Genomic DNA, 20,087 nt, shown 5'->3' on the forward strand with positions numbered 1-20,087 from the left:
AAAAGGTCCTGGTAACAGGTGCATTGGACAGCCTTCCGAGAACTGATTCTATACGAAGACAACCACCTCTTGGTGGTCAACAAACCGACAGGCCTCCTCAGCCAAGGAGATATTACTGGAGAAAAATCCCTCTTTTCTCTGGCTAAATCCTATCTCAAGGAGGCCTATAAGAAGCCAGGGAACGTTTATTTAGGGTTGGTTCACCGTCTTGATCGGGTAACTTCGGGGGTGGTTGTCCTGGCCAAGACTTCCAAGGCGGCTCGGCGTCTGGTTGAGCAGTTCAAAAAGAAAGAGGTAGTAAAGACTTACTTAGCCGTGGTCCGGGGAGATCCTCCAAATTATGGGAGGCTTGAGGGATATCTTCTTTATGATGATTTTCGCCGCAAGGTGCTAGTCTTTTGGAAGCCACGCTCCGGGGCTAAAGAGGCCAGCCTTGAGTTTCGTGTACTTAGAAAAGATCGCGGGCAGAGTCTCCTTGAGGTCCGGCCCCTTACCGGGAGAAAACACCAGATCCGGGCTCTTTTGGCCTCGGCGGGATGGCCCATTGTTGGAGATCGACGCTACGGTCTGAAATCTGGAGGTCCTATTTTACTTCATGCCTTCTGTATAGAACTTGTTCACCCTGTAAGGAAGGAGAAGTTGCTTTTTATCGCTCCCTTGCCAGGATATTGGCCCCCGAGGCTCAGGCCAGAGAAAGAGGGGTAAAAATTTCCGCTACCAGCCCTCAGAGCCGATTCTATATAATAAAGCTTAAAGTTTAGTTGGGGTTGAATTGACATTACCAAAGAATTCATATATTTGAGCTAAAAATATACTTAGCCATACTTAAGGATACAAGAAATTGATGTCAGAAAAGAGAGAAAAGACAGTCTTTATTTATCGTGAACCTTCGGAATCCTCTCAAAAAGTCGAAGACCCTCGATTTTTGGCCCAGAGGTTGGTTAACCAGGCTACCACCCTGATTAAGACCTACACTACGGGCCAGGAAGAGGACAAAAGGCTTAAGATCTCTCTGGGAATCGTCCTTGGTTTGGCCTATTTTGTGGAGCGTTGGCAACGTCTGGTAGGCTTCGGCAAAAGGGATCATCGTTCTTGGCAGAAGGCCTTTTTGAAGGGACTTTGTGAAGAGTTAAGTCAGCTTTGGCCTAAGGGACCGGGTTTAAACGAGTATCTGGCTACTTATCTAGAGACTAATTACGACCTTTTGGCCCGGGAGCTTGACGCCTTCCCTCTGCCCTTGGGGGAGAGACAGCAGGCCCTGGTTCATCTGGGCCGGCTTATCTTTGAAGGACAAGGGCTCGAAAAGGATTTCGCTACCCGAGCCGGTGAAGTCCTCAAGGAGTTTTTTAATCCTCCCTGATCTTCGAAAGATCAGCTATCATCAGGAAAAGTTCGGCAATGGCTTTGAGAAGGGCCAATCGGTTGTGGCGAATGTCCTCCTCTTCCACCATAACAAAGACCTGGTCAAAAAAACGGTCGATGGGCTCCTTGAGCTCAAGGAGGCCGGCAAGGGCTTCGTCATATTTTTTCTCTAGTATCAGAGGGACTACTCGCTCGTGGACTTGAATAAAGGTTCTGTGGAGTTCCTTTTCTGCCTCCTCAAGAAGGAGAGCCTGGTTGAGGGGAGGAAGCTCTCCCTGTTTTTTGATTATATTCATCACCCTCTTGAAGCCTACGGAAAGAGCGGCAAACTCTGGACGTTCATAAAAGGAAGAAAGGGCTAATAGTCTCTGTCGAGTGTCTTCAAGGTCATCAAAAGAGACAGACGTTACGGCCTCGACCAAGTCGGACCTAAAGCCCCTGCTTACCAGTTCTCCCTGAAGCCGACGGCCTATAAACCCCATGACCTCCTCAAGGACTTCCTCTTGAGAACGATTCAGACGATCCGCAAGGAGCAAAAAGGCCTGGCCTAAAAGGTCCTTGAGGGATAGATGAAGCCTCAACTTCAGGACAGTGTTGATAATACCCAGGGCCTGACGTCTTAACCCAAAAGGGTCAGCAGTTCCAGAGGGACGCTCCCCGATACCAAAGAAGGCACACAGGGTGTCGGCCTTATCGGCTAAGGAGATGATGGCCCCGATGATAGTCTCCGGGAGTTCCCCTCCCGCCTTGGTGGGGAGATAGTGTTCGTAAATGGCTTGGGCCACCTCCGGGGGTTCGCCACTTAAAAGGGCGTACTCTCTTCCCATAACCCCTTGAAGAGAGGGAAACTCCTGGACCATTTCTGTCATTAGGTCGGCTTTAGAAAGCCAAGCGGCCCGTTTAACAAGGTCTATTTTGTCTGGGGCCAGGCGTTCGGCTAGGTAGGCCGAGAGGGCCTTGATTCGAACCACTTTTTCATAAAGGCTGCCAAGTTCTTCGTGGAAAGAGACCCCTTTAAGCTCCTCTACCCGGGCCTCAAGGGGGATTTTTTTGTCTTCTTCAAAGAAGAAGCGGGCGTCTTCTAGTCGGGCCTTAAGAACCCGTTCGTGGCCCCTGATAAGGGCTTCTGGGTTCCGGGGACGAGTGTTGTTAACCGCGATGAAGCGGGCCATTAGTTGGCCTTTATCATTGATCACGGCAAAATATCGCTGGTGTTCGGCCATAGCCGTAATAAGAACAGCCCGGGGAAGCTCTAAAAAGGTCTCGTCAAATTGACCGCAGATGGCGTAGGGATACTCAACCAGGTTGGCGTTTTCCTCAAGGAGATCTTTATCTTCCAGAACTTGGCCACCGACATCCCGAGCCCGATCTTTTATTTCATCAAGGGTCATGGCCAAACGTTCGGCCGGATCCACGATAACATAGGCCTCACGAAGTTTGCGGACATACTCCACCAGCGAGCCTATCTCTATAGGAGCTGGGGCCATAAAACGATGACCATAGGTAATGTTAGAGGCCACAAGACCGGCGATCTCCACCGGAACTACCTCTCGGCCAAAGATGGCCAAAAGCCAGCGAATGGGACGAGCAAAACGCCAGGAGAGATCACCCCAGCGCATAGATTTGGGAAAGGGAATTTCGCTGACCAAACGGGGCAAAAGCTCAAGGAGAAGCTCTGGAGTCTTTTTTCCGGGGATGCGTCTTTCAAGAAAAAGATATTCTCCCCGGGGGGTTTCTTTGATCTTCAACTCCTCCACCGAGACCCCGTGGGATCTGGCAAATCCCAAGGCGGCCTTAGTCGGTCGGCCATCTTCATCAAAGGCAATCTTTTTTGGAGGGCCAAGGATGCTCTCTGAACGATCAGCCTGTTTTTCGGCCAGGTCGGCTATATAAAGGGTGAGACGCCTGGGAGTCCCTAGGGTGCTGATTCCGGAAAACTCAAGACCGGCTTCTCGGAAGAGACCGGCCGCCAGCTGCTTCATCGCTTTTAGGGCTGGAGACAAAAAACCGGCGGGAATCTCTTCGCAGCCTATTTCAAACACCAGATCTCGGACCATTTCAGAACCTCCTGGAAAGCAGCGGAAAGCCTGTTTCCTCTCGTTTGCTCAACCACCCTTCGGCTACCCTTTTGGCCAAGGCCCTAACCCTGGCGATATAGGCCGTTCTTTCGGCATGGCTAATAGCCTTGCGGGCGTCAAGAAGGTTAAAGGTATGACTGCACTTAAGGCAATAGTCATAGGCGGGGAGCACCAGACCAAGATCCACTAAGCGGAGACACTCCCGCTCAAAACGCTCAAACATTTCCCGGAGCATGGATATATCCGCCTCTTCAAAGTTGTAAATGGAATATTCCACCTCGGCTTGATGATGGATGTCACCATACTTGATCCCGGGGGCCCACATAATTTCAAAAACATTATCTATGCCCTGAAGGTACATGGTGATTCTTTCCAGACCATAGGTGATTTCTACAGACACGGGACGACAATCGATTCCGCCTACCTGTTGAAAGTAGGTAAACTGGGTGATCTCCATCCCGTCTAACCAGACTTCCCAGCCCAGTCCCCAGGCCCCCAAAGTGGGAGACTCCCAATCATCCTCAACAAAGCGGACATCATGATCTTCTAGCTTGAGTCCGAAAGCCCGAAGGCTGTCTAGGTAAAGATCTTGAACATCGTCAGGAGAGGGCTTGATGATGACCTGATACTGGTAGTAGTGCTGAAGTCGGTTGGGGTTCTCCCCATAGCGTCCATCGGCCGGTCGGCGGGAGGGCTGAACATAGGCCACACGCCAGGGTTCGGGCCCTAGGGAGCGCAGAAAGGTGGCCGGGTGGAAAGTTCCGGCACCGACTTCGGTATCATAGGGCTGAACTATTAGGCATCCCTTATTTTTCCAGTAATGGTTAAGGGTCTCAATGACATCCTGAAAATACATTGGCTGACTCCTCAAGATATTATTAATCAGAGCACAAAATAGTCGACATCAATCTAAGGCATATCTTACCATCGGAGCACGAAAGTAACTCCTCACTATCTCCGGCTGCCTCTGCGTGCTCATAAGATAGCTGCGTACATTACCCTCCATCTCCTCCATATTCCGCTTCCGGCGCCTCCCCCCCGCATTCGTCTTCACATCCTGGTTCAAATACTCATCCGGATTAAGCTCCGGACTGTATCTCGGCAAATAATGCAGTTCCAACTCGTCCTCTTTGCCCTTCAACCACTCCTTAATCCTCTTTGCCCGATGCACACGGTGATTATCCACTATAAGATAAATCTTCCGCCCCTTTTCTCGTGATCTTATCAGCCTTCTTAAAAATTCAAGAAAAACTTCTGTCGTAAATCTCTCCCTAAAAATCATAAACTTAAGCTTCCCCCGGTTGTTGATGGCAGAAATCATATTGAATCGAAATCTCTTGCCGCTCACCTCCACCACCGGTGTCTCTCCCCTCGGCGCCCAACTCCTCCCCGCTTGATGATCTGACCTGATCCCTGTCTCATCTCCCCACCAAATCTCTGCCCCTTCCTCCTTGGCCCTCTTCCTTATCCGGGGATACTCCTTCTCAAGCCAGGCCTTTACTTCCTTCGGATTTCTTTCATAGGCCCGTTTCAAAGGCTTCTGCGGCGTGAAATTCCATCGCCTCAAATACCGGCCCACCGTCCATATCGAAAGCCTTATCCCAAACTTCCTCTCTATCAGTTGCCCCACCGCCTCCCTGGTCCAAAGGGAAAAGGGAAGCTTCAACTGATCAGGACAACGGTCCCGGATGATGCTACAAATGGTAGCTGCTTGCCAGCCCAAAAGTTTTCCTCCCTTAGGACGTCCGCGAGGCTTGATTTTAAGGGCTTCCTCCCCACCTTGGCGATAAAGTTTTAGCCAGTAAGTCACAGTGGTTCTGGCTATTCCCAACATTTGGGCCACTTCTTCCTGGGTTTTTCCTTGTTCCAACACGGCGTGGACGGCTCTAAAACGCAAGGCCTCCTGAGCTTTGGGAGGAAGTTTACGGGCGTCTATTCTGGGAACTTTTGGAGTGCTAAAGTCCATATCCTTGTATACCAGGGATTTGCCCTATTGTCGAGTGTTTTCTGCTCGAATTAATACCTATTGATCCGGCAGGCGGCATTTTATATGGCCCTGGCTTCGAAGACAAGCTACTAGCTTCTTGACAGCCTCTAGGGGGCTGGTTAAATTGGCCACACTCACGGCCGCGGCGGTCCCATCGTCTAGTGGCCTAGGACACCGGCCTCTCACGCCGGAAACCGGGGTTCGAGTCCCCGTGGGACCGCCAAGTTTTCTGCTCCACCTCCCAGAGATAAACTTTTCCCTTGGTGTTTATCCCTTGAGGTTTTAGGCTACCAGGATAATTAAAGAGTTATGGGCTTTGAAGAAAAGCTTAAGGGCCTGAACGATCAGGAGAGGGCCATAATCTTTGATCTTCGCCAAAATGGCCCCGACTGTGCCAAGTTCATCTCTCGCCGTTTAGGACTTGAGCTTGGCCTCACCATGGAAATTCTGAGAGATCTAGAGAGAAAGGCCATTTTAGAGAGAGTTTCCGGCACATTTCTCAAGAAGAAGGGGTTAAGACGCCCCAAACACATGAACCATACCTATTATCGCCTAACGCGTCCCATGCGGATCTTTTTCCGCCGAACCTCGCTCAAGTAATCTTACTCATATCCTAGGATCATGGCCTTAAAATGGGAGTAGACAGTGTGTCCTAAGGTGGCCAGATAAAGATGGGCCAGGAGGAAACAAATAAAGATATAAGCAAGTATAATATGAACTCCATCCACAACTCGGACACCGCCTAGAATATCAATTACCGGCCGGAAGAAGTTAATGTTCCATAATAAGACGCCACTTATAATTTGAAGAGGCAGAAAGATAACCATGATAATAAAATAGGCTGTTTTCTGTAGAGGGTTAAATTTGGCCTCCGGTTTAGGTTCAAAGGGAGCTGGATCTCCGAGGAAATAACCGAAAAGGTAGTAATATGCTTGCGAAGGAATCCCCTTTAAAAAATCTTGTTTCGTTGGAATGTACTGTTTTTTGAAATCTTTATTTATAAGATATGTTGAATACCATGATAAGTAATCCAATAATACTATAAAGCCAAATAAATTATGATAATGAATTGCTCTTTTAAGGTTGCCGAACAGGTTAAATAAATCAGGAAATCTTATCTGTATTCCAGTAATTATTAACATGACTATGCTTATGGCATGTACCCAATGATAAATTCTTACCCATATTGGATTTATAATTTCTTTTGTCTTCATCTTTATATCACCTCAGGTTTTTTTTATTTTTCTTCTTTCCTTCTTTTTCTTATTTTTATGGTAACTATTCTGATGATAGTATGTAATCCGAAAAACAGAATTACGGAAAATATTAAAAATATTCCAAATATGTCTAGCCATTTATACCCGATTTTTCTGATTACATATATAAACTCTTCTATATCTCTTTTGGACACCCTTTTTTCGCCTAGTAGGTAGAAGTCGCTGGTGATTGGTATTGGATGGATGGCTACTAATATACTTTTATCTACGTCTATGGTGCTTATTGTTCCACCCGGTTCTGGAACTTCTAAAACAAGTTTGGAGTAAAACTCGGCTCGTGGAGAATGGCATATAGAGCATTGCTTGGCCTTTGTCCCTTTATCTGTATAGTTATGGGATGGCTTAAGAACTAATACATTTACACCTAAGTCTATTTTCTCCCAATTTCTTTCTTCTTTTTTGTCGCGGAAAGAATTTAATAGTTTAATAAAGAATATTATTTCTCGATCTTCTAAAAAACCATCGTCATTTTTATCTATAAAGCTTATTAGATCTTGATTGCTTAGTTTGTTCTTGTCTTTTCCAACTAGAAAGTCTATTATATCTTCATAAGTAAGTCGCCATTCTTTCCCTTTTTTGTCTATTGCTCTTAAGTAAAATACTATGCCCTTTTTAGCTTTTGGAGAATGACACATTGTACATTCAAGAAATTTGAAGTGAATACGACGTTGTGGTAGCCAGTCATGTTTTCTTTCTATATTTTTATGGCATTTTGTGCAAATTTTTTGGCGTTCTTCTGCGCTTAGTTGTGAAAATGGTATGCTCGAATGTGGATCATGACAGCCAAAACATATTTTTTTGCTTACTCTATAATGAAGGCTGTTTTTGTATTCTGCCATGATCTCTTCATGACATTTTTCACATACTGGAGGTCCTAGAGTTTTTACTGAGAAACCTTCTCCAGTTCTTAGAACTTTGAGGTCAGCATGGCACTCTATGCATTCAATTCCGTTTCTTCCATGTACAGTATCCCAGTAATAGTCTTTTGTTGGAATAGGAGGTATTTTAGCTATAATAGATTTATCTACACGGACAGTGGTCCATTTCTCTTTCTCTGGAATTTTTAGAAATATTTCTTGATAGAATGGTGCTTTAGATGTATGGCACATTGTACAATCTTTGATGTGTTCAACTTCATCTGTAAAATTATGATATGGCGTTAAAATAAGAATTTGTTCTTTTAGTCTTGGCTTTCCGATTTTGCTTTTTTCTATTTTAGAAAATAATGTTTTAACTTCTTCAATTTGGATGATGCGGTCTCGATTGGTGTCGATATTTTCTTCTATCTTAGAGGTTTTAAGTATTTGGCTTAATTCCTTATAAGTTAATACTCTATTGCCAACTCCTCCTCTATCAACAGATATAAAGAACTCTAAAGCCTTTTTGGCTTTTGGAGCATGACATACAGTACATTCTAAATATTTAAAATGATATTCCTGTTGAGGAAGCCAATTATGCTTTACATCCTTGTGACATTTTAAGCAAATAGCTATCCGTTTTTTTAACGAAAGCTCTCGGAAACTCTGAGTATAGTGTGGATTGTGACATTCGTAACACAGCCGCTTACTTACTCGAGCATGTTTACTTTCTCGGTATTGATCAACTATTTCTTGGTGGCAGCTTGAGCAATCCACAGCACCCATCCGCTGGGGATGAGGTATCTCACTTATTTCGGTATGACAATCAAGGCAGTCTAGCTCTCCATGAACCGAGGTCTCAAAACGAGAGGCCTCCACATAAAGGCTAATTCCTCCCTTCCGAACGGCCTTTTTTCCCGGAGTTGGTACCACCATCTCTAGGCGTTCTTCGGGAGACAGGTGAAGGATATCTTTGCTTCCGTGACACCCGAGACAGTCTTCTTTGTCAAGAGCAAAAAGATCGCTAGTTAAGATATTAGTAGATATGAATAAAAAGAAGAGAATTTGAACTATTTTTCCGTTCATATTACCCCTCCCTGGGAATTATCTATCATAAACATTTCTTTTTGTCAAAAACTTTACAGTAAATTTTGTCAAGATAAAAAGTTGGAAATTCAAGGTTGGAGGATGTTGAAACCCTGATTTGAGGAGCTGAAAAAATGGGGAGCTGAAAAAACCGGGGGATTTCTAGTGATAACTGATTCCGTTAAATTTTTCCCGAGGAAGATTTTCTCTTTTCTAGATCACTTAAGGGCGTCCAGGGAAAATCTTGACCTTGATTAATAAAATCTATGGCAATAGAATACAAACCTTCATTCAAACGAGGGCGGAGGTGAGTTTTATGATGGAGCGGATCCCCTTTACTAAAGAAGGATTCGATGCCCTTAAAGATGAATTGCGTCGTTTACAGAACATTGAACGCCCCAAGGTAATCAAGGCTATTGAAGAGGCCCGGGCCCACGGAGATCTCTCGGAAAACGCCGAATACCATGCGGCTAAGGAGCGTCAGGCCCATCTGGAGGGCAGGATCCAAGAACTACAGGATCGTCTCGCCCGGGCAGAGGTTATAGAACCCCAGAATGATCCTCCGGATCGGGTTATCTTTGGGGTTACCGTGCGACTTTTTAACCTCGATACCGAAGAGGAGGTAGAATACAAGCTCGTTGGTCCCTATGAATCTGACGTCTCTGAAAGTAAAATCTCAGTGACCTCTCCTCTGGGTCGGGCCTTAATCGGACGCTCGGTAGGAGACGAGGTGGAGGTCAAAACCCCCTCGGGGATTAAGACTTATGAGATTTTGGATATTACTTACTGATGGACGACAGGGATCGGGCTATTCTTCAGATTCTACAGGAGGGAATCCCTCTGGTCTCGAAGCCCTTTGAGGAAGTAGCTCAAAGGGTAGGGTTGACCGAAGTCGAGGTCAGAGAACGTCTGGCTGCTCTCCAGAAAAGCGGCCATCTGCGACGTCTAGGGGCCAACTTTGATTCCCGGAGGTTGGGTTTTGTAACCACTCTTTGTGGGGCCGAAGTTCCGGCCCATCGTTTAGAAGAAGTGGCTCGGCTGGTCTCTAAATATGATCAAGTAACCCATTGTTACAGCCGGCGGCACCGCTTCAATCTTTGGTTTACCTTGGTATGTCGGGACTGGCAGGAGGTAGAAAAAATCTTGACCGAGATTTTTCACCAGACAGGAATTAAGGTCTATCACTTCCCGGCCTCAAGAACCTTTAAACTCAAAGCCACCTTTAAGCTATGAGTCTCACCCCAGAAGAAAAGAAGGCCCAGGCTACAGCTGTTATTCGGGAAAAGATGGCCCGGGCCCAAGAACTTTTTACCCGCTTTGGTCAGGACTTTTTATCCGAGGAGGGAATTGTCCGGCTCCTTAGACGTTATCGTCAGGGTATCGAGCGTTCCAACCAGGCCATGGCCCAGGTGGGAACCTTTGCAGAGTGTAAGGTTTGCTCCGTAGATGAGGGCCGAGGCTGTTGCAAGGTGGGGCTGGAAAACGAAACCACGGTGATCATCCTTCTCCTCAATCATCTTCTGGACCATCCTGTTCCCCAAGAAAGAGAGGTGGAAGAGGGGTGTTTCTTTGTCGGGAAGCAAGGCTGCCGGCTTCTGGCTAAGCCCTATCTTTGCCGGGATTATTTCTGCCGGCGTCACTTTGAAAAGATTGCCAAGGAAAAGATGATCTTCGTTACCCAAGAACTCCATCAGGAGCTGGAGACTTTATACCTCCTGGAGGAGGCCCTTATCAAGCGGCTAAGAGAAAGATTGGGCGGGTTCCTTCTTGATTTTCAGACAAGAAACTACCCTTGGTGGTAAAAGGGCAGGCCCTTTATTCTTTCAGAAAGGAGATAGGTAAGCTCTGCTTCCTCTCCCCAGGCATTTTGGAAGCGGATTATCTCGTTTAGGGGAATCTTTTCTTTTATCCTCAAGCAAAGATGATTGCGACAAATTATGGGGCGGGCCAGGATCTTGCAGCCCTTGGTTCCCAAGAAAAAGCAACCATTGGGGTCTTCTCGCTTGCAAGGTAGTTTGACCCCTAGGAGAAGATTTAAGAGGAGAATGGAGACCTCTACATGGCGCTCGAGTCCAGTTCCACAACAGGTGAGACCGTCTTCCTCGGGGCAGGAAGCGCAGATTTGAGAGATGCCGGTGGAAAAAAGGGCCCGATTGGTCTGCTCTATAGCCTGCTGGTAACGGTTAAGATCCGGAAAAAGGGCCTCCCGGAGGTGGTCACCGTGATGCCTGAAGAGGGTTCGGGCCAGGTCCAATCTTTTGAGGATTATTTCCTCCATGGCCCAAGGATAACATCTGTTTAAGGGAGCTCAAGGAGGAGGAAGGTGTCTGAAGGCAGCCTTGACTGGCAGCTTTTAGCTCGCCTCTGTGAAGCCCCTGGTGTCTCAGGGGCCGAAGAGGCGGTGGCTGAGGTTTTTCTTGAAGCCCTTAAGCAAAACTTTTCGGAAATCGAGTCAGAAAGGGATAATCTAGGAAACATTGTCTTTCATCTTCCCGCTCCCGGACAAAGGCTTCTTCTTGACGCCCATCTAGATGAGGTGGGGTTTATGGTCCGCAAGGTGGAAAAGGGGGGTTTTGTTCGGGTGATCCCTATCGGAGGCATTGACCCTCGGGTCTGTTATGGTCAGCAGGTGGTTATCTGGGGAAAGGAGCCTCTTTACGGAATCTTTGCTACGACTCCGCCCCACCTTAGCGTTAAGAAGCCCAGTGGAGAAGTACCGCCTGTAGAAGAGATGATTATCGACACCGGCCTTGGGGATCAAATTCTGGATCTTGTCTCGACAGGAGATCCGGTTACCTTTGCCTCCGGTTTTCGTCTGTCCGGGCCGGCGATTATGGCCCGGGCCCTTGATGATCGTCTTGGTCTCTTTGTAATGGTTGAGGCTCTAAAGAGGGTTCGTCAACCGGCCTATGACCTCTATTTAGTAGCCAGTGTCTCCGAAGAGGTGGGTCTTAAGGGGGCCCAGGTGGTGGGAGAAAGGATCCGTCCTCATCTGGCCATCGCCCTCGAAGGAACAGTGGCCAGCGATCTACCTGGTATTCCTGAGGCCCAGGTCCTGGCCCGCCTGGGAGGGGGGCCAGAGATAAGGCTTTCTGACGCCCGTTTTTTGGCGGATCGTCGCCTCACCAAGGCCCTGGTAGGAGTGGCCCAGGCCGCCGGGTTACCTTATCAGTTGGTGGTTAAAAACAAAGGGGGAACCAATGCCGCTGTCTTTCAGCTTTCAGCCTTGGGAGCTAGAGCCACCGCTATTTCCGTACCAGTACGTTATCTTCATGCCCCTTGGGGTCTGGCCATAAAGAGTGATATAGAGGCGGCCGTGGCCCTGGTGGCCAAGATTATCGAAACCCCCGATCTTTAGTCCTGGCTTACTTGGGCCGGTTAAATCTTGACAATCTCTTCGCCCTGGGCCAGAGTTACTGCCCATGAGGCCTGATGGTCGTCGTTCCGATGAGTTAAGGGCGGTTTCCATAAGACGCCGTTTTATCTCTCACGCAGAAGGTTCGGTTCTTATTGAGATGGGAAAAACCAGAGTTATCTGTACGGTCTCGGTGGAGGACCGGGTTCCTCCCTTTTTAAAAGATACCGGTTCGGGGTGGATAACCGCTGAATATGCTATGTTGCCTCGTTCGACCCTTACCCGATCTCAGAGAGAAGTGGGCCGACCCCGGGGAAGAACCTACGAAATCCAGCGCCTTATTGGCCGGTCGTTGCGGGCGGTGGTGGATCTAGCCAAGTTGGGAGAAAGAACGTTGTGGGTGGACTGTGACGTCATTCAGGCCGATGGCGGTACCAGGACAGCGGCCATAACTGGAGCCTATGTGGCCCTCAAAGATGCCGTGGACTTCCTGAGACGCAAAGGTCTTATAGAAGATGATCCCGTTCGAGAGGCCCTGGCGGCGGTAAGTGTGGGAATCATAGACGGGGAGATCCGGCTTGACCTCTGCTATGAGGAGGATTCCGTGGCCGAGGCCGATGCCAACTTCGTCATGACCGAATCCGGAGGAATAGTAGAGATCCAGGTTTCGGCGGAGAAGGAGCCGTTTTCCTGGAAGAGTTTCGAAACTATGAAAGAGCTGGCCTGGAAGGGAATAAAAGAGCTTTTAGAACATCAGAAAAAGGTCCTCATGGAAAATGGCTCAGGTAATCATTCTTTCAACCCATAATCAAGGAAAGGTTCGAGAACTTCGGGCCCTGCTGGAGGGGTTGCCTGTTGAGGTCTGGGGTCTGGAAGGCTTTGACATCCCTCCGGTGGTCGAAGATGGGGAGACCTTTCTGGAGAACGCCTTAAAGAAGGCCCGGACCGTGGCCTTGGCCACCGGGTTTACGGCTCTGGCAGATGACTCTGGTCTGGAAGTAGAGGCCCTCTCCTGGGCCCCCGGAGTCTATTCGGCCCGGTACGCAGGCCCTTCTGCCACTGATGCTGATCGCAATGCCAAGCTCCTTGAGGCCTTAGCCGGGGTGCCCTTTGAGAGACGTCGGGCCCGCTTTCGCTGCGTGGCTGTGGTCTATCATCCTTCTTTCCGCTGGTTCGCTGTGGAAGGGGTCTGTGAGGGATATATTGCTGAGGCCCCTAAGGGAGAATATGGTTTTGGCTATGATCCTATCTTTTACCTTCCAGAATTCGGGAAGACCATGGCCGAGCTTCCCCCAGAGGTAAAAAACAAGATCAGCCATCGGGCTCGGGCCATGGAGAAGGTCCGACAGATATTGCCTGGTTTCCTGGGGCTTGGCCAGGGGTAGGAGGGCACCGTGTCTTCCAAAAAACCCACCAATTGGGATCTCCTTTTTCAGGAGTACTTTCACAAGGTCGAAAGGGTTCTTTATATTCTGGTGGCTGTTGGTATTGCCATAGCCACAGCAGAAGTCATCTACGATGGTAGCCGGGCCCTGGGAAGCGCCTTCTATCAAGGGGATATCTCCCACGGAATCCTGAAAGTTATGGATCGTTTTCTGCTGGCCTTGATGTTTCTGGAGATTCTCCACACGGTGCAGATTGTCTTCAGTGAGAGCTATCACTTGGCCTGTGTGGAGCCGTTTTTGATGGTAGCCATTATTGCCTCTATCCGCCGTTTCCTCTTGATCTCCTTTGAAACCTCCCACAGTGGAACAATTGACCCTGAAAGGTTTCGCTACTTTATGATAGAGATGGTTGTCCTTGGGCTCCTGGTGATCGCCCTGGTGGGGGCTGTCCTCCTTCTGCGCAAATCCCGGAAGGCTTCCTCTTAATTTTTCTTAAGAAACTGATCAGCCGCTGGGCATAGCTCTCTTACCGGACATTGCTCACAAAGGGGTTTTCTGGCTCGACAGATCTTCCGTCCGTGGTCGATGAAGACATAAGGGATTGTGGCCCAGTCCTTTCGAGGGATGATGGCCATAAGGTCCTGTTCAATCTTGTTGGGATCCTTTTCCCTGGTGAGTCCCAACCTCTGTGAGATCCGCCGTACGTGGGTGTCAACCGGAATCCCTTCCACCACCCCGTAGGCGTTGGTAAGGACTATATTGGCCGTCTTTCGGGCTACTCCTGGCAGGCGGAGCAATTCCTTCATAGTCCGGGGAACCTGGCCTCCAAACTCTTCAAGGATGATCCGAGCAGCTTCCTTGATGTTTTTGGCCTTGTTCCGGTAAAAGCCTGTGGGCCTTATATCTTGTTCCAGCTCTTCAAGTGGGGCCTGGGCATAGGCTTCCACCGTGGGGTACTTTTTAAAGAGCTTCTTGGTGACCTGATTAACTCGTTCATCGGTGCACTGGGCCGAGAGGACGGTGGCCACCAGTAGCTCGAGAGGATTGGAGAACCTGAGGGCAATCCGGGCTTCAGGATATGTTTTTTTAAGGATCTCCAGAATCTTTTCTACCCGTCTTTTTTCTTTCGCATCGAGTTTCATGTTTACCTCCTGTTTGCCGCAAGTTTTGCTAAAAATTAAAATATTTCGCAACAAAAGCCGGCAGGCCCCTGTTTCTTGTATCCCAGAATATCATCTCAGAATTATATTTTGGCTATGACCGAGGTCCATCTTTCTGGAGATCGAACAGTAGGTCGTCTGATCAAGTGGCTTCGAGCCATGGGGCTTGATGTTTCTCTCTCAGAGGCCCCCATCCCCGAAAGGCTTCATCTGACCAGGAGGAGATCCCTGCTTAAGAAGCCGGGCGTCTTGGTCTTTTGGGCCGACAGGGTTGAGGAACAAATAAAGGAGCTTTTCCGGCAATGTCCCCAGCTTAAAGCCCAAATGCGCCCCTTCAGTCGCTGTCTTCGTTGCAACAGCCTTCTTGTTCCCGCTAAAAGAGATGAGGTCTTCGGCCTGGTGCCGGACTTTATTTATGAGACCCACAGCTCCTTTTTTCGCTGCCCAGATTGTGGCCGTATTTATTGGCCAGGGGGGCACCGGAGGCGTATGGAAAGACGTCTTAAGGACTATCTCCCTTCCTGAGCCCGGAAAGCTCTGTTAGGTGAGTGGGAAAGGCCATGGTGACTTCGGTCCCCTCACCTGGGGCACTGCGGATAGTAATTCTTCCGCGGTGTTCTTGGACAATTTGACGAACATAGGGAAGCCCCAGACCTGTACCACGCTCCTTAGTAGAGTAGAAGGGTTCAAAGATGTGGGCCATGATTTCTTTAGGGATACCCCGTCCACTGTCTCGGATCCGGACAAAAAGACGGCTGTCTTTGATTCCTGTCTCCACCCAAATTTCCCCCCCACTGGGAGTTGCTTCAATGGCGTTGCGGATGACATGGACCAGAGCCACTTTTATCAATCGGGCATTTCCTTTAAAGGTTAGTTTTGAGGTTGATAATTTCAGTTGAAGCTGAATCCCTTTTTCTTCTATTTCTGGCTGAATCATTTCTATGGCCGACTTAACCAGTTCGTTGAGCTCTATGGTGGTGAAGAAATAAGATCTTTTGGCCATAAGCTGTTCAAATTCCTGGACCAAGGTCTCCAGCTTCTGGACCTGCTCAAAAATTTTTTCCATCCGGTTCCGCAGGGAATCATCGGGGGGCAGATCTTTTAAAATCCGTCTTACAAGCCCCCCAATGATCATGGCCGGGTTCCTCACCTTGTGGGCGATTTTCAGGGCCAGTTCGGCAGTGGTGCGTTCAAAGACTATGGCCTCGAGATCTTGGTTGAGCTGGAGCAGGTCGAGACTGATTTTTTCTATCTTTTGGCGGTCTTGAACCATACGGATGAAGATAGTCTGGATGCGATGAAAAAAGAGGGTCACGGCCCCGATGAGAACAAAGGCTATGCTATTAAAACCTCCTACCACCGGAGATAGCCTGGTCCAGAGATGCTCATGTCCGCTGAAAAGGAGGGCATATTTAAGGAGATGACCACCGGCCCGCGAGACAGAGAAGGCGAACAGGACCCACGCCACCCAAAGAAGGTAATTGTAGCGAATATTTTCCTTATCAGAACGGTAAATCTCATAGGCCTTGGCCAGGGCCAAAGTGGCCAGAATCACTACCAGGGCCGAGGTAATGATATCGAAGCTGTGGACAGGAAAAAGGGAAATGGTCCTCAAACCCTTCCCTCACTACGGATCTTCCGGGCCAGGCCGTCAAGACCTCGATAAAAGAGCCAAAATATAATTACCAGAAAGAGATTGTCCCACCGGGTGATGTAATAAAGATAGGCCACGGTGTCCTGCAGGATGAGAAGATGATTGGGGTCCGTTATAGGACCGATAAAGTACTCCTCCGGAAGAAGCTCTTCACAAATGTGTCCACCAAAGGCCCAGAGGTTCCAAAAGACAAATATTAGGGCCATGTAGAAGAGTTTGGCCCAGTGAGGGCGTTGTTTGAGGCTGAAGGCCTTTATTCGGTAGGCGAAGGCGGCCATAGAGAAGGCCAGAAACAGATGGGCCATCTGGTGGACATAAAGCCCTTCAGGGGCTCTGTGGGTCTGGAGACCCCAGGCCGGAGAGGCCACTCCGAAAAACAGAAGGGTGGTAATAAGTAGAATCATCTTTAAAACTATAGGTCCAAAACTTTGTCGAAGACAAGCAACTCTTTCCTCTAGACCTTGACATTAAAGAGCCCCCTAGTTTTTAATCAAAGAGAGACTCCAGGTGCCCTTAAGGGGTTAAACGGGAAGTCCGGTGCAAGTCCGGCGCTGGCCCGCAACCGTGACCGGGGACGAACGCCGCTAGGCCCGGAGGGGCAAGCCTTCGGGTGACAGGCCACTGGGGCCGGGAGGCCCCGGGAAGGCGCGGCAAGTAGGTTGATCCGGAAGCCGGGAGACCGGCCTGGAGACCTTCTGGGGCGGACTTCGGGGCTTCCTGTCCGCACCCTGGAAACCCTCCTTCTCTTTCAGGAAGGCCCCAGGCGAGCCCCAAAAGATTCTCTGGTGTAATTTTTATAAAATTCGTGTTATCAAAAGAGGCAAGGAGGGCAGGGATGAGGGGCATTCTTCTTTGGGGGCTGATCCTTTTTTCTCTTTCGATAATTGGGTCTTCGGCCTGGGCGGTTCAGGTCTGCCGGAGCCTGGATGAAGATGGCGATGGTCGTCCGGATCGCTGGGAGTATTTCTTCGGAGGGAAGGTGGTGCGCATAGAGAAGGACTCCAGCGGCGATGGCCGGGTTGACCAGGTGGTCCTCTTCAGAGATGGCCGCCTGGTGAAGAAAAGGCTTGATCCAGATGGAGATGGTTTCTTTGAGGTTGAGGTTTTCTACAGTGCCGAAGGACGCCGTCAAAAGGTAATAAAAGTCTCTGATGTCCCGCCCAAAAAGGTGATTTTTATTTACGACCGGAGTGAGCAGATCCGCGAGATCAAGAAAGACATGGACGGAGACGGCTCTCCTGAGGAGATAAGCTTTTACCAGGGGGGACGGCTGCTGAGGACCTTAAAACACAGGGAGCAGGGAATGGAGGAGACTTTCTTTATGGGGGAGGAGACCAAGGTCACCCAGGATAAAAACGGGGATGGGCGCCCGGAGGTTGTCGCTTTCTATCGTCGGGGCCAGCTAGTTCGTCTCCTCCAAGACAAAGATAACGATGGATACCTGGAAACCAAAGTCATCTATCAGGGAGGTGAGGTCAGAGAACTTTGGCGAGATTTAGATAAAGACGGCCGTTTTGAATTTCGTCTCACCTACGGGCGGGGTGAGCCGGTCAGGGCGGAAATAGACAAGGATGCCGATGGGAGGCCGGACATCAGGGAGATTTATTCCAAAGGTCGTCTTAAAGAACGCCTTCGTTTAGTTAAAGGACGGATAAAAGTTAGGGAGATATATGACGCTGGCAGACTAAAGCGACTGGAGAGAGATAGGGATGGTAACGGTTCCCCAGATGAGGTGGCCTTCTACCATCAGGGCCGGATATCTGAATTCCGATATTTTGATTCTTGCGGAGATCTTCGGGAAAGGCGTATCTATGGCCCCGGGGGAGAGGTAGTCAAAATTGAGCAGTGGCGTAAGGAGGGGCACATTACCTGGCATCTTAAGGCCGGAGAGCTCTTAAGGGCAGAGATAGATCAAGATGGCGACGGCTCTCCGGAGATCTGGTATCGGTATCGGGAGGGAGAGCTAGAGAAGGTGGCCCGAGACACCGATGGAGACGGCCGTCCGGATCGCTGGGAGACTTATCAGGGGGGCCAGGTCTGTCGTTTGGAGCAGGATCTCAACGGCGACGGCCGGATAGATCTTGAAGACCACTTTCTCCCTGGAGGACAAAGATGATCTCCTTTCTGGCCAAAGGAGGGCCACTAATCATCCCTATTGTCATCTCTTCCGTCTTGGCCCTAGCCATTTTTCTGGAAAGGCTGGTCCGCCTTCATCAGGCCCGGTGTCGGGATCATGGTCTCATCGAGAGAGTCTATGCGGCCATCATCCGGGGGCGGATTGATCAGGCCCGTAAGGAGACAGCGGCCGAGCATAGCTCGGTGGCCCGGGTGCTTGATGAAGGACTGTCGGTGTGCTGTAGAGATAGGCGAACCATGGAAAACGTTTTGGCCCACGCTATTGAGCAGGAGGGCCGTCGTCTGTCTCGGTATCTTGGTACCCTGGCCACCATTGCCAACATAACCCCCGTGACGGGACTTTTAGGTACAGTCCTGGGGATGATTAAGGCCTTTATGGCCATCGAACGCCTAGGGGGTAAGGTTGATGCTTCGGTGCTTGCTGGAGGTATCTGGGAGGCCATGTTGACCACGGCTGTGGGACTTTCTGTGGCCCTGCCGGTAATTGTGGCCTACTCCTATCTCAGTGGTCGGCTGGCGGCTCTGGAATCAGAGATGGAAGAGGCAGCCATTTGGTTTATCAAGGCCATTGAGGAGCGAGAACATGATTAGAAGAAGGCCTTCTTACCGCCGTCTTCCTGAGATCCAGATGCCCCTTACGGCCCTAATAGATATTGTCTTTCTCCTCTTGATCTACTTTCTCCTGACAGCCAATTTTCTCACCCAGGAGGGGATAAATATCAAACTCCCTCGGGCTCATTCCTCTTCTCCTCAGCTGGACAGACCAGTGACCATTTTTGTTGATCAAAGCGGAAGGCTATTTTGGAAAAAAGAACCGGTAACCGAGGCCGAACTCCTTGAACGCCTCAAGCGGGCCCTCAGCCGGTCTCCTGACAGAGCAGTTATTATCAAGGCCGATCGAGACGTTCTCCTCGAACGGGCGGTGAAGGCCATGGATCTGGCCCGGGCCGCCGGGGCCAGAAGACTGCTTTTAGCTACGGAAAGGCCGAGATGAACACCTTTGATCTCCAAAACGAGAGAGATCATCTCATCTGGGTCTTTTTGCTCCTCTCGGCCCTCATCCACACCCTGATTCTTATCTCCGTTCCCCGCCTAAAGAGGGCAGAGGAAGAGAAATTCTTTGAAGTCAATCTGGCCCCGGTTCTCCCTTCTTATGAGGAGGTTATAGCCCCGCCTGATCTGACTTCGGGCTCCAGGATACCCCTTACGGCTCCAGTGTCCGAGCCTCTGGCTCGGACCTATGAAGCGATCCCCGAAATTCCCCCCAAACTTCAAACCCCTGAGGAGCCTTCCCCTGACCTTCAAGGCCTTGACCTTCGTCCCCTTAAGCCCCTTACCAGGCCGGGTTCGGTAAAGACTTTATCCAGGAAAGAAACCGTCCTGAGAGGTTCTAGATCAGTCCAGACCTCCAGTTCCCCTTCTTCGCCCCTTAGGAATTACTTGGCCCTTATTCGAGATCGGGTGGAGGCGGCCAAAAGATACCCTTTGGTTGCCCGGATGAGGGGAGAGGAGGGGAGCGTCAGGGTGGCCTTTTCCATATCTCCCCGCGGAGAGCTTCTTACTCTCGAGCTCCTGAAGAGCTCAGGTCATCGCCTTCTTGATCAGGCGGCCCTCTCAGCTATCAAAAAAGCCGCCCCCTTTCCCCCTCCGCCTCCGCCGTATGAGCAGAAAGGCCTTAGGCTTTTTCTTAAATTAAATTTTCAGTTGAGATAATTTTCTAGCTAAGATAATCTCAGAGTTTGATTTTTGT

General features: G+C 49.4%; 25 protein-coding genes, 1 tRNA gene and 1 riboswitch. Of the genes, 17 read left to right on the plus strand and 9 right to left on the minus strand.

The window, feature by feature from the left end; all coding sequences use genetic code 11:
* The first annotated feature begins 18 nt into the window (after positions 1-18).
* Together G4V39_RS10490 and G4V39_RS10495 are read left to right on the plus strand one after the other, a co-directional pair.
* Positions 19-705, plus strand: a complete 687-nt coding sequence (locus tag G4V39_RS10490) for an RluA family pseudouridine synthase (protein ID WP_210412105.1) — start codon at positions 19-21, stop codon at positions 703-705.
* Between the two features lie 139 nt (positions 706-844).
* Positions 845-1,360 (plus strand): hypothetical protein, encoded by a 516-nt coding sequence (locus tag G4V39_RS10495; RefSeq protein WP_166032891.1) that lies wholly within the window; start codon positions 845-847, stop codon positions 1,358-1,360.
* Here G4V39_RS10495 and glyS read toward each other — a convergent pair.
* Genes glyS through G4V39_RS10510 form a run of 3 tightly spaced genes read right to left on the minus strand, consistent with a single transcriptional unit; the run spans position 1,347 to position 5,406 of the window.
* On the minus strand, positions 1,347-3,419 hold the full coding sequence (gene glyS, locus G4V39_RS10500; RefSeq protein ID WP_166032892.1) for a glycine--tRNA ligase subunit beta: 2,073 nt from the start codon (positions 3,417-3,419) through the stop codon (positions 1,347-1,349). The two genes, G4V39_RS10495 and glyS, sit on opposite strands and share 14 nt — an antisense overlap.
* A 1-nt stretch (position 3,420) precedes the next feature.
* Positions 3,421-4,296, minus strand: coding sequence for a glycine--tRNA ligase subunit alpha (glyQ, locus tag G4V39_RS10505; RefSeq protein WP_166032893.1), 876 nt, complete (start codon positions 4,294-4,296; stop codon positions 3,421-3,423).
* 48 nt (positions 4,297-4,344) lie between these two features.
* Complete coding sequence (locus tag G4V39_RS10510; protein ID WP_166032894.1) at positions 4,345-5,406, minus strand: IS630 family transposase; 1,062 nt, start codon at positions 5,404-5,406, stop codon at positions 4,345-4,347.
* Positions 5,407-5,574: 168 nt separating this feature from the next.
* Here G4V39_RS10510 and G4V39_RS10515 point away from each other — a divergent pair.
* Both G4V39_RS10515 and G4V39_RS10520 read left to right on the plus strand, forming a co-directional pair.
* Positions 5,575-5,650: transfer RNA gene (locus tag G4V39_RS10515), tRNA-Glu, on the plus strand.
* 86 nt (positions 5,651-5,736) lie between these two features.
* Positions 5,737-6,027: a DUF2250 domain-containing protein gene (locus G4V39_RS10520; protein WP_166032895.1), complete on the plus strand. Its 291-nt coding sequence runs from the start codon at positions 5,737-5,739 to the stop codon at positions 6,025-6,027.
* Between the two features lie 2 nt (positions 6,028-6,029).
* On the opposite strand, the gene G4V39_RS10525 is transcribed toward G4V39_RS10520, so the two are convergent.
* Together G4V39_RS10525 and G4V39_RS10530 are read right to left on the minus strand one after the other, a co-directional pair.
* Entirely contained in the window at positions 6,030-6,641 is a 612-nt protein-coding gene (locus tag G4V39_RS10525) for a cytochrome b/b6 domain-containing protein (RefSeq protein WP_166032896.1), read from the minus strand.
* Positions 6,642-6,664: 23 nt separating this feature from the next.
* Positions 6,665-8,647: a cytochrome c3 family protein gene (locus tag G4V39_RS10530; protein WP_166032897.1), complete on the minus strand. Its 1,983-nt coding sequence runs from the start codon at positions 8,645-8,647 to the stop codon at positions 6,665-6,667.
* A 316-nt stretch (positions 8,648-8,963) separates the two neighbouring features.
* Here G4V39_RS10530 and greA point away from each other — a divergent pair, with 316 nt between their 5' ends.
* The 3 genes from greA to G4V39_RS10545 are packed head-to-tail and all read left to right on the plus strand — an operon-like array spanning position 8,964 to position 10,449.
* Positions 8,964-9,437: a transcription elongation factor GreA gene (greA, locus tag G4V39_RS10535; protein ID WP_166032898.1), complete on the plus strand. Its 474-nt coding sequence runs from the start codon at positions 8,964-8,966 to the stop codon at positions 9,435-9,437.
* A complete protein-coding gene (locus G4V39_RS10540; RefSeq protein ID WP_166032899.1) occupies positions 9,437-9,880 on the plus strand; it encodes an Lrp/AsnC family transcriptional regulator in 444 nt (147 codons plus the stop codon). The genes greA and G4V39_RS10540 overlap by 1 nt, the downstream gene beginning before the upstream one ends.
* Positions 9,877-10,449, plus strand: a complete 573-nt coding sequence (locus G4V39_RS10545) for a hypothetical protein (protein WP_166032900.1) — start codon at positions 9,877-9,879, stop codon at positions 10,447-10,449. Before G4V39_RS10540 ends, G4V39_RS10545 begins: the two co-directional genes overlap by 4 nt.
* On the opposite strand, the gene G4V39_RS10550 is transcribed toward G4V39_RS10545, so the two are convergent.
* Positions 10,434-10,925, minus strand: a complete 492-nt coding sequence (locus tag G4V39_RS10550) for a hypothetical protein (protein WP_166032901.1) — start codon at positions 10,923-10,925, stop codon at positions 10,434-10,436. The genes G4V39_RS10545 and G4V39_RS10550 overlap by 16 nt on opposite strands.
* Before the next feature lie 45 nt (positions 10,926-10,970).
* Here G4V39_RS10550 and G4V39_RS10555 point away from each other — a divergent pair, with 45 nt between their 5' ends.
* The 4 genes from G4V39_RS10555 (at position 10,971) to G4V39_RS10570 (ending at position 13,873) form a co-directional block, all read left to right on the plus strand.
* Entirely contained in the window at positions 10,971-12,005 is a 1,035-nt protein-coding gene (locus tag G4V39_RS10555) for a M42 family metallopeptidase (protein ID WP_166032902.1), read from the plus strand.
* 64 nt (positions 12,006-12,069) lie between these two features.
* Positions 12,070-12,810 (plus strand): ribonuclease PH, encoded by a 741-nt coding sequence (gene rph / locus G4V39_RS10560; RefSeq protein WP_166032903.1) that lies wholly within the window; start codon positions 12,070-12,072, stop codon positions 12,808-12,810.
* Positions 12,779-13,387 (plus strand): XTP/dITP diphosphatase, encoded by a 609-nt coding sequence (locus G4V39_RS10565; protein WP_166032904.1) that lies wholly within the window; start codon positions 12,779-12,781, stop codon positions 13,385-13,387. Before rph ends, G4V39_RS10565 begins: the two co-directional genes overlap by 32 nt.
* Before the next feature lie 9 nt (positions 13,388-13,396).
* Positions 13,397-13,873, plus strand: a complete 477-nt coding sequence (locus G4V39_RS10570) for a phosphate-starvation-inducible PsiE family protein (protein ID WP_166032905.1) — start codon at positions 13,397-13,399, stop codon at positions 13,871-13,873.
* Here the strand turns inward: G4V39_RS10570 and nth are convergent.
* Positions 13,870-14,529, minus strand: a complete 660-nt coding sequence (nth, locus tag G4V39_RS10575; RefSeq protein ID WP_166032906.1) for an endonuclease III — start codon at positions 14,527-14,529, stop codon at positions 13,870-13,872. The two genes, G4V39_RS10570 and nth, sit on opposite strands and share 4 nt — an antisense overlap.
* Positions 14,530-14,643: 114 nt before the next feature.
* Here nth and G4V39_RS10580 point away from each other — a divergent pair, with 114 nt between their 5' ends.
* Entirely contained in the window at positions 14,644-15,072 is a 429-nt protein-coding gene (locus tag G4V39_RS10580) for a Mut7-C RNAse domain-containing protein (RefSeq protein WP_166032907.1), read from the plus strand.
* Here G4V39_RS10580 and G4V39_RS10585 read toward each other — a convergent pair.
* Positions 15,050-16,162: a sensor histidine kinase gene (locus tag G4V39_RS10585; protein ID WP_166032908.1), complete on the minus strand. Its 1,113-nt coding sequence runs from the start codon at positions 16,160-16,162 to the stop codon at positions 15,050-15,052. The genes G4V39_RS10580 and G4V39_RS10585 overlap by 23 nt on opposite strands.
* On the minus strand, positions 16,159-16,605 hold the full coding sequence (locus G4V39_RS10590) for a hypothetical protein (protein ID WP_166032909.1): 447 nt from the start codon (positions 16,603-16,605) through the stop codon (positions 16,159-16,161). The genes G4V39_RS10585 and G4V39_RS10590 overlap by 4 nt, the downstream gene beginning before the upstream one ends.
* A gap of 84 nt (positions 16,606-16,689) precedes the next feature.
* A riboswitch (cobalamin riboswitch) is annotated at positions 16,690-16,903 on the plus strand.
* On the opposite strand from G4V39_RS10590, the gene G4V39_RS11410 reads away from it, so the two are divergent.
* From G4V39_RS11410 to G4V39_RS10610, 5 genes are all read left to right on the plus strand, one after another.
* Complete coding sequence (locus tag G4V39_RS11410; RefSeq protein WP_258557806.1) at positions 16,861-16,992, plus strand: hypothetical protein; 132 nt, start codon at positions 16,861-16,863, stop codon at positions 16,990-16,992. (Overlaps the previous riboswitch by 43 nt.)
* 44 nt (positions 16,993-17,036) lie before the next feature.
* Positions 17,037-18,317, plus strand: coding sequence for a hypothetical protein (locus tag G4V39_RS10595; protein ID WP_166032910.1), 1,281 nt, complete (start codon positions 17,037-17,039; stop codon positions 18,315-18,317).
* Positions 18,314-18,928 (plus strand): MotA/TolQ/ExbB proton channel family protein, encoded by a 615-nt coding sequence (locus G4V39_RS10600; protein ID WP_166032911.1) that lies wholly within the window; start codon positions 18,314-18,316, stop codon positions 18,926-18,928. Before G4V39_RS10595 ends, G4V39_RS10600 begins: the two co-directional genes overlap by 4 nt.
* On the plus strand, positions 18,921-19,331 hold the full coding sequence (locus G4V39_RS10605; RefSeq protein WP_166032912.1) for an ExbD/TolR family protein: 411 nt from the start codon (positions 18,921-18,923) through the stop codon (positions 19,329-19,331). The genes G4V39_RS10600 and G4V39_RS10605 overlap by 8 nt, the downstream gene beginning before the upstream one ends.
* Positions 19,328-20,050, plus strand: a complete 723-nt coding sequence (locus tag G4V39_RS10610; RefSeq protein ID WP_166032913.1) for an energy transducer TonB — start codon at positions 19,328-19,330, stop codon at positions 20,048-20,050. The genes G4V39_RS10605 and G4V39_RS10610 overlap by 4 nt, the downstream gene beginning before the upstream one ends.
* The last annotated feature ends 37 nt before the right edge of the window (positions 20,051-20,087 follow it).

The sequence above is a fragment of the Thermosulfuriphilus ammonigenes genome, from assembly GCF_011207455.1.
GTDB classification, from domain to species: domain Bacteria; phylum Desulfobacterota; class Thermodesulfobacteria; order Thermodesulfobacteriales; family ST65; genus Thermosulfuriphilus; species Thermosulfuriphilus ammonigenes.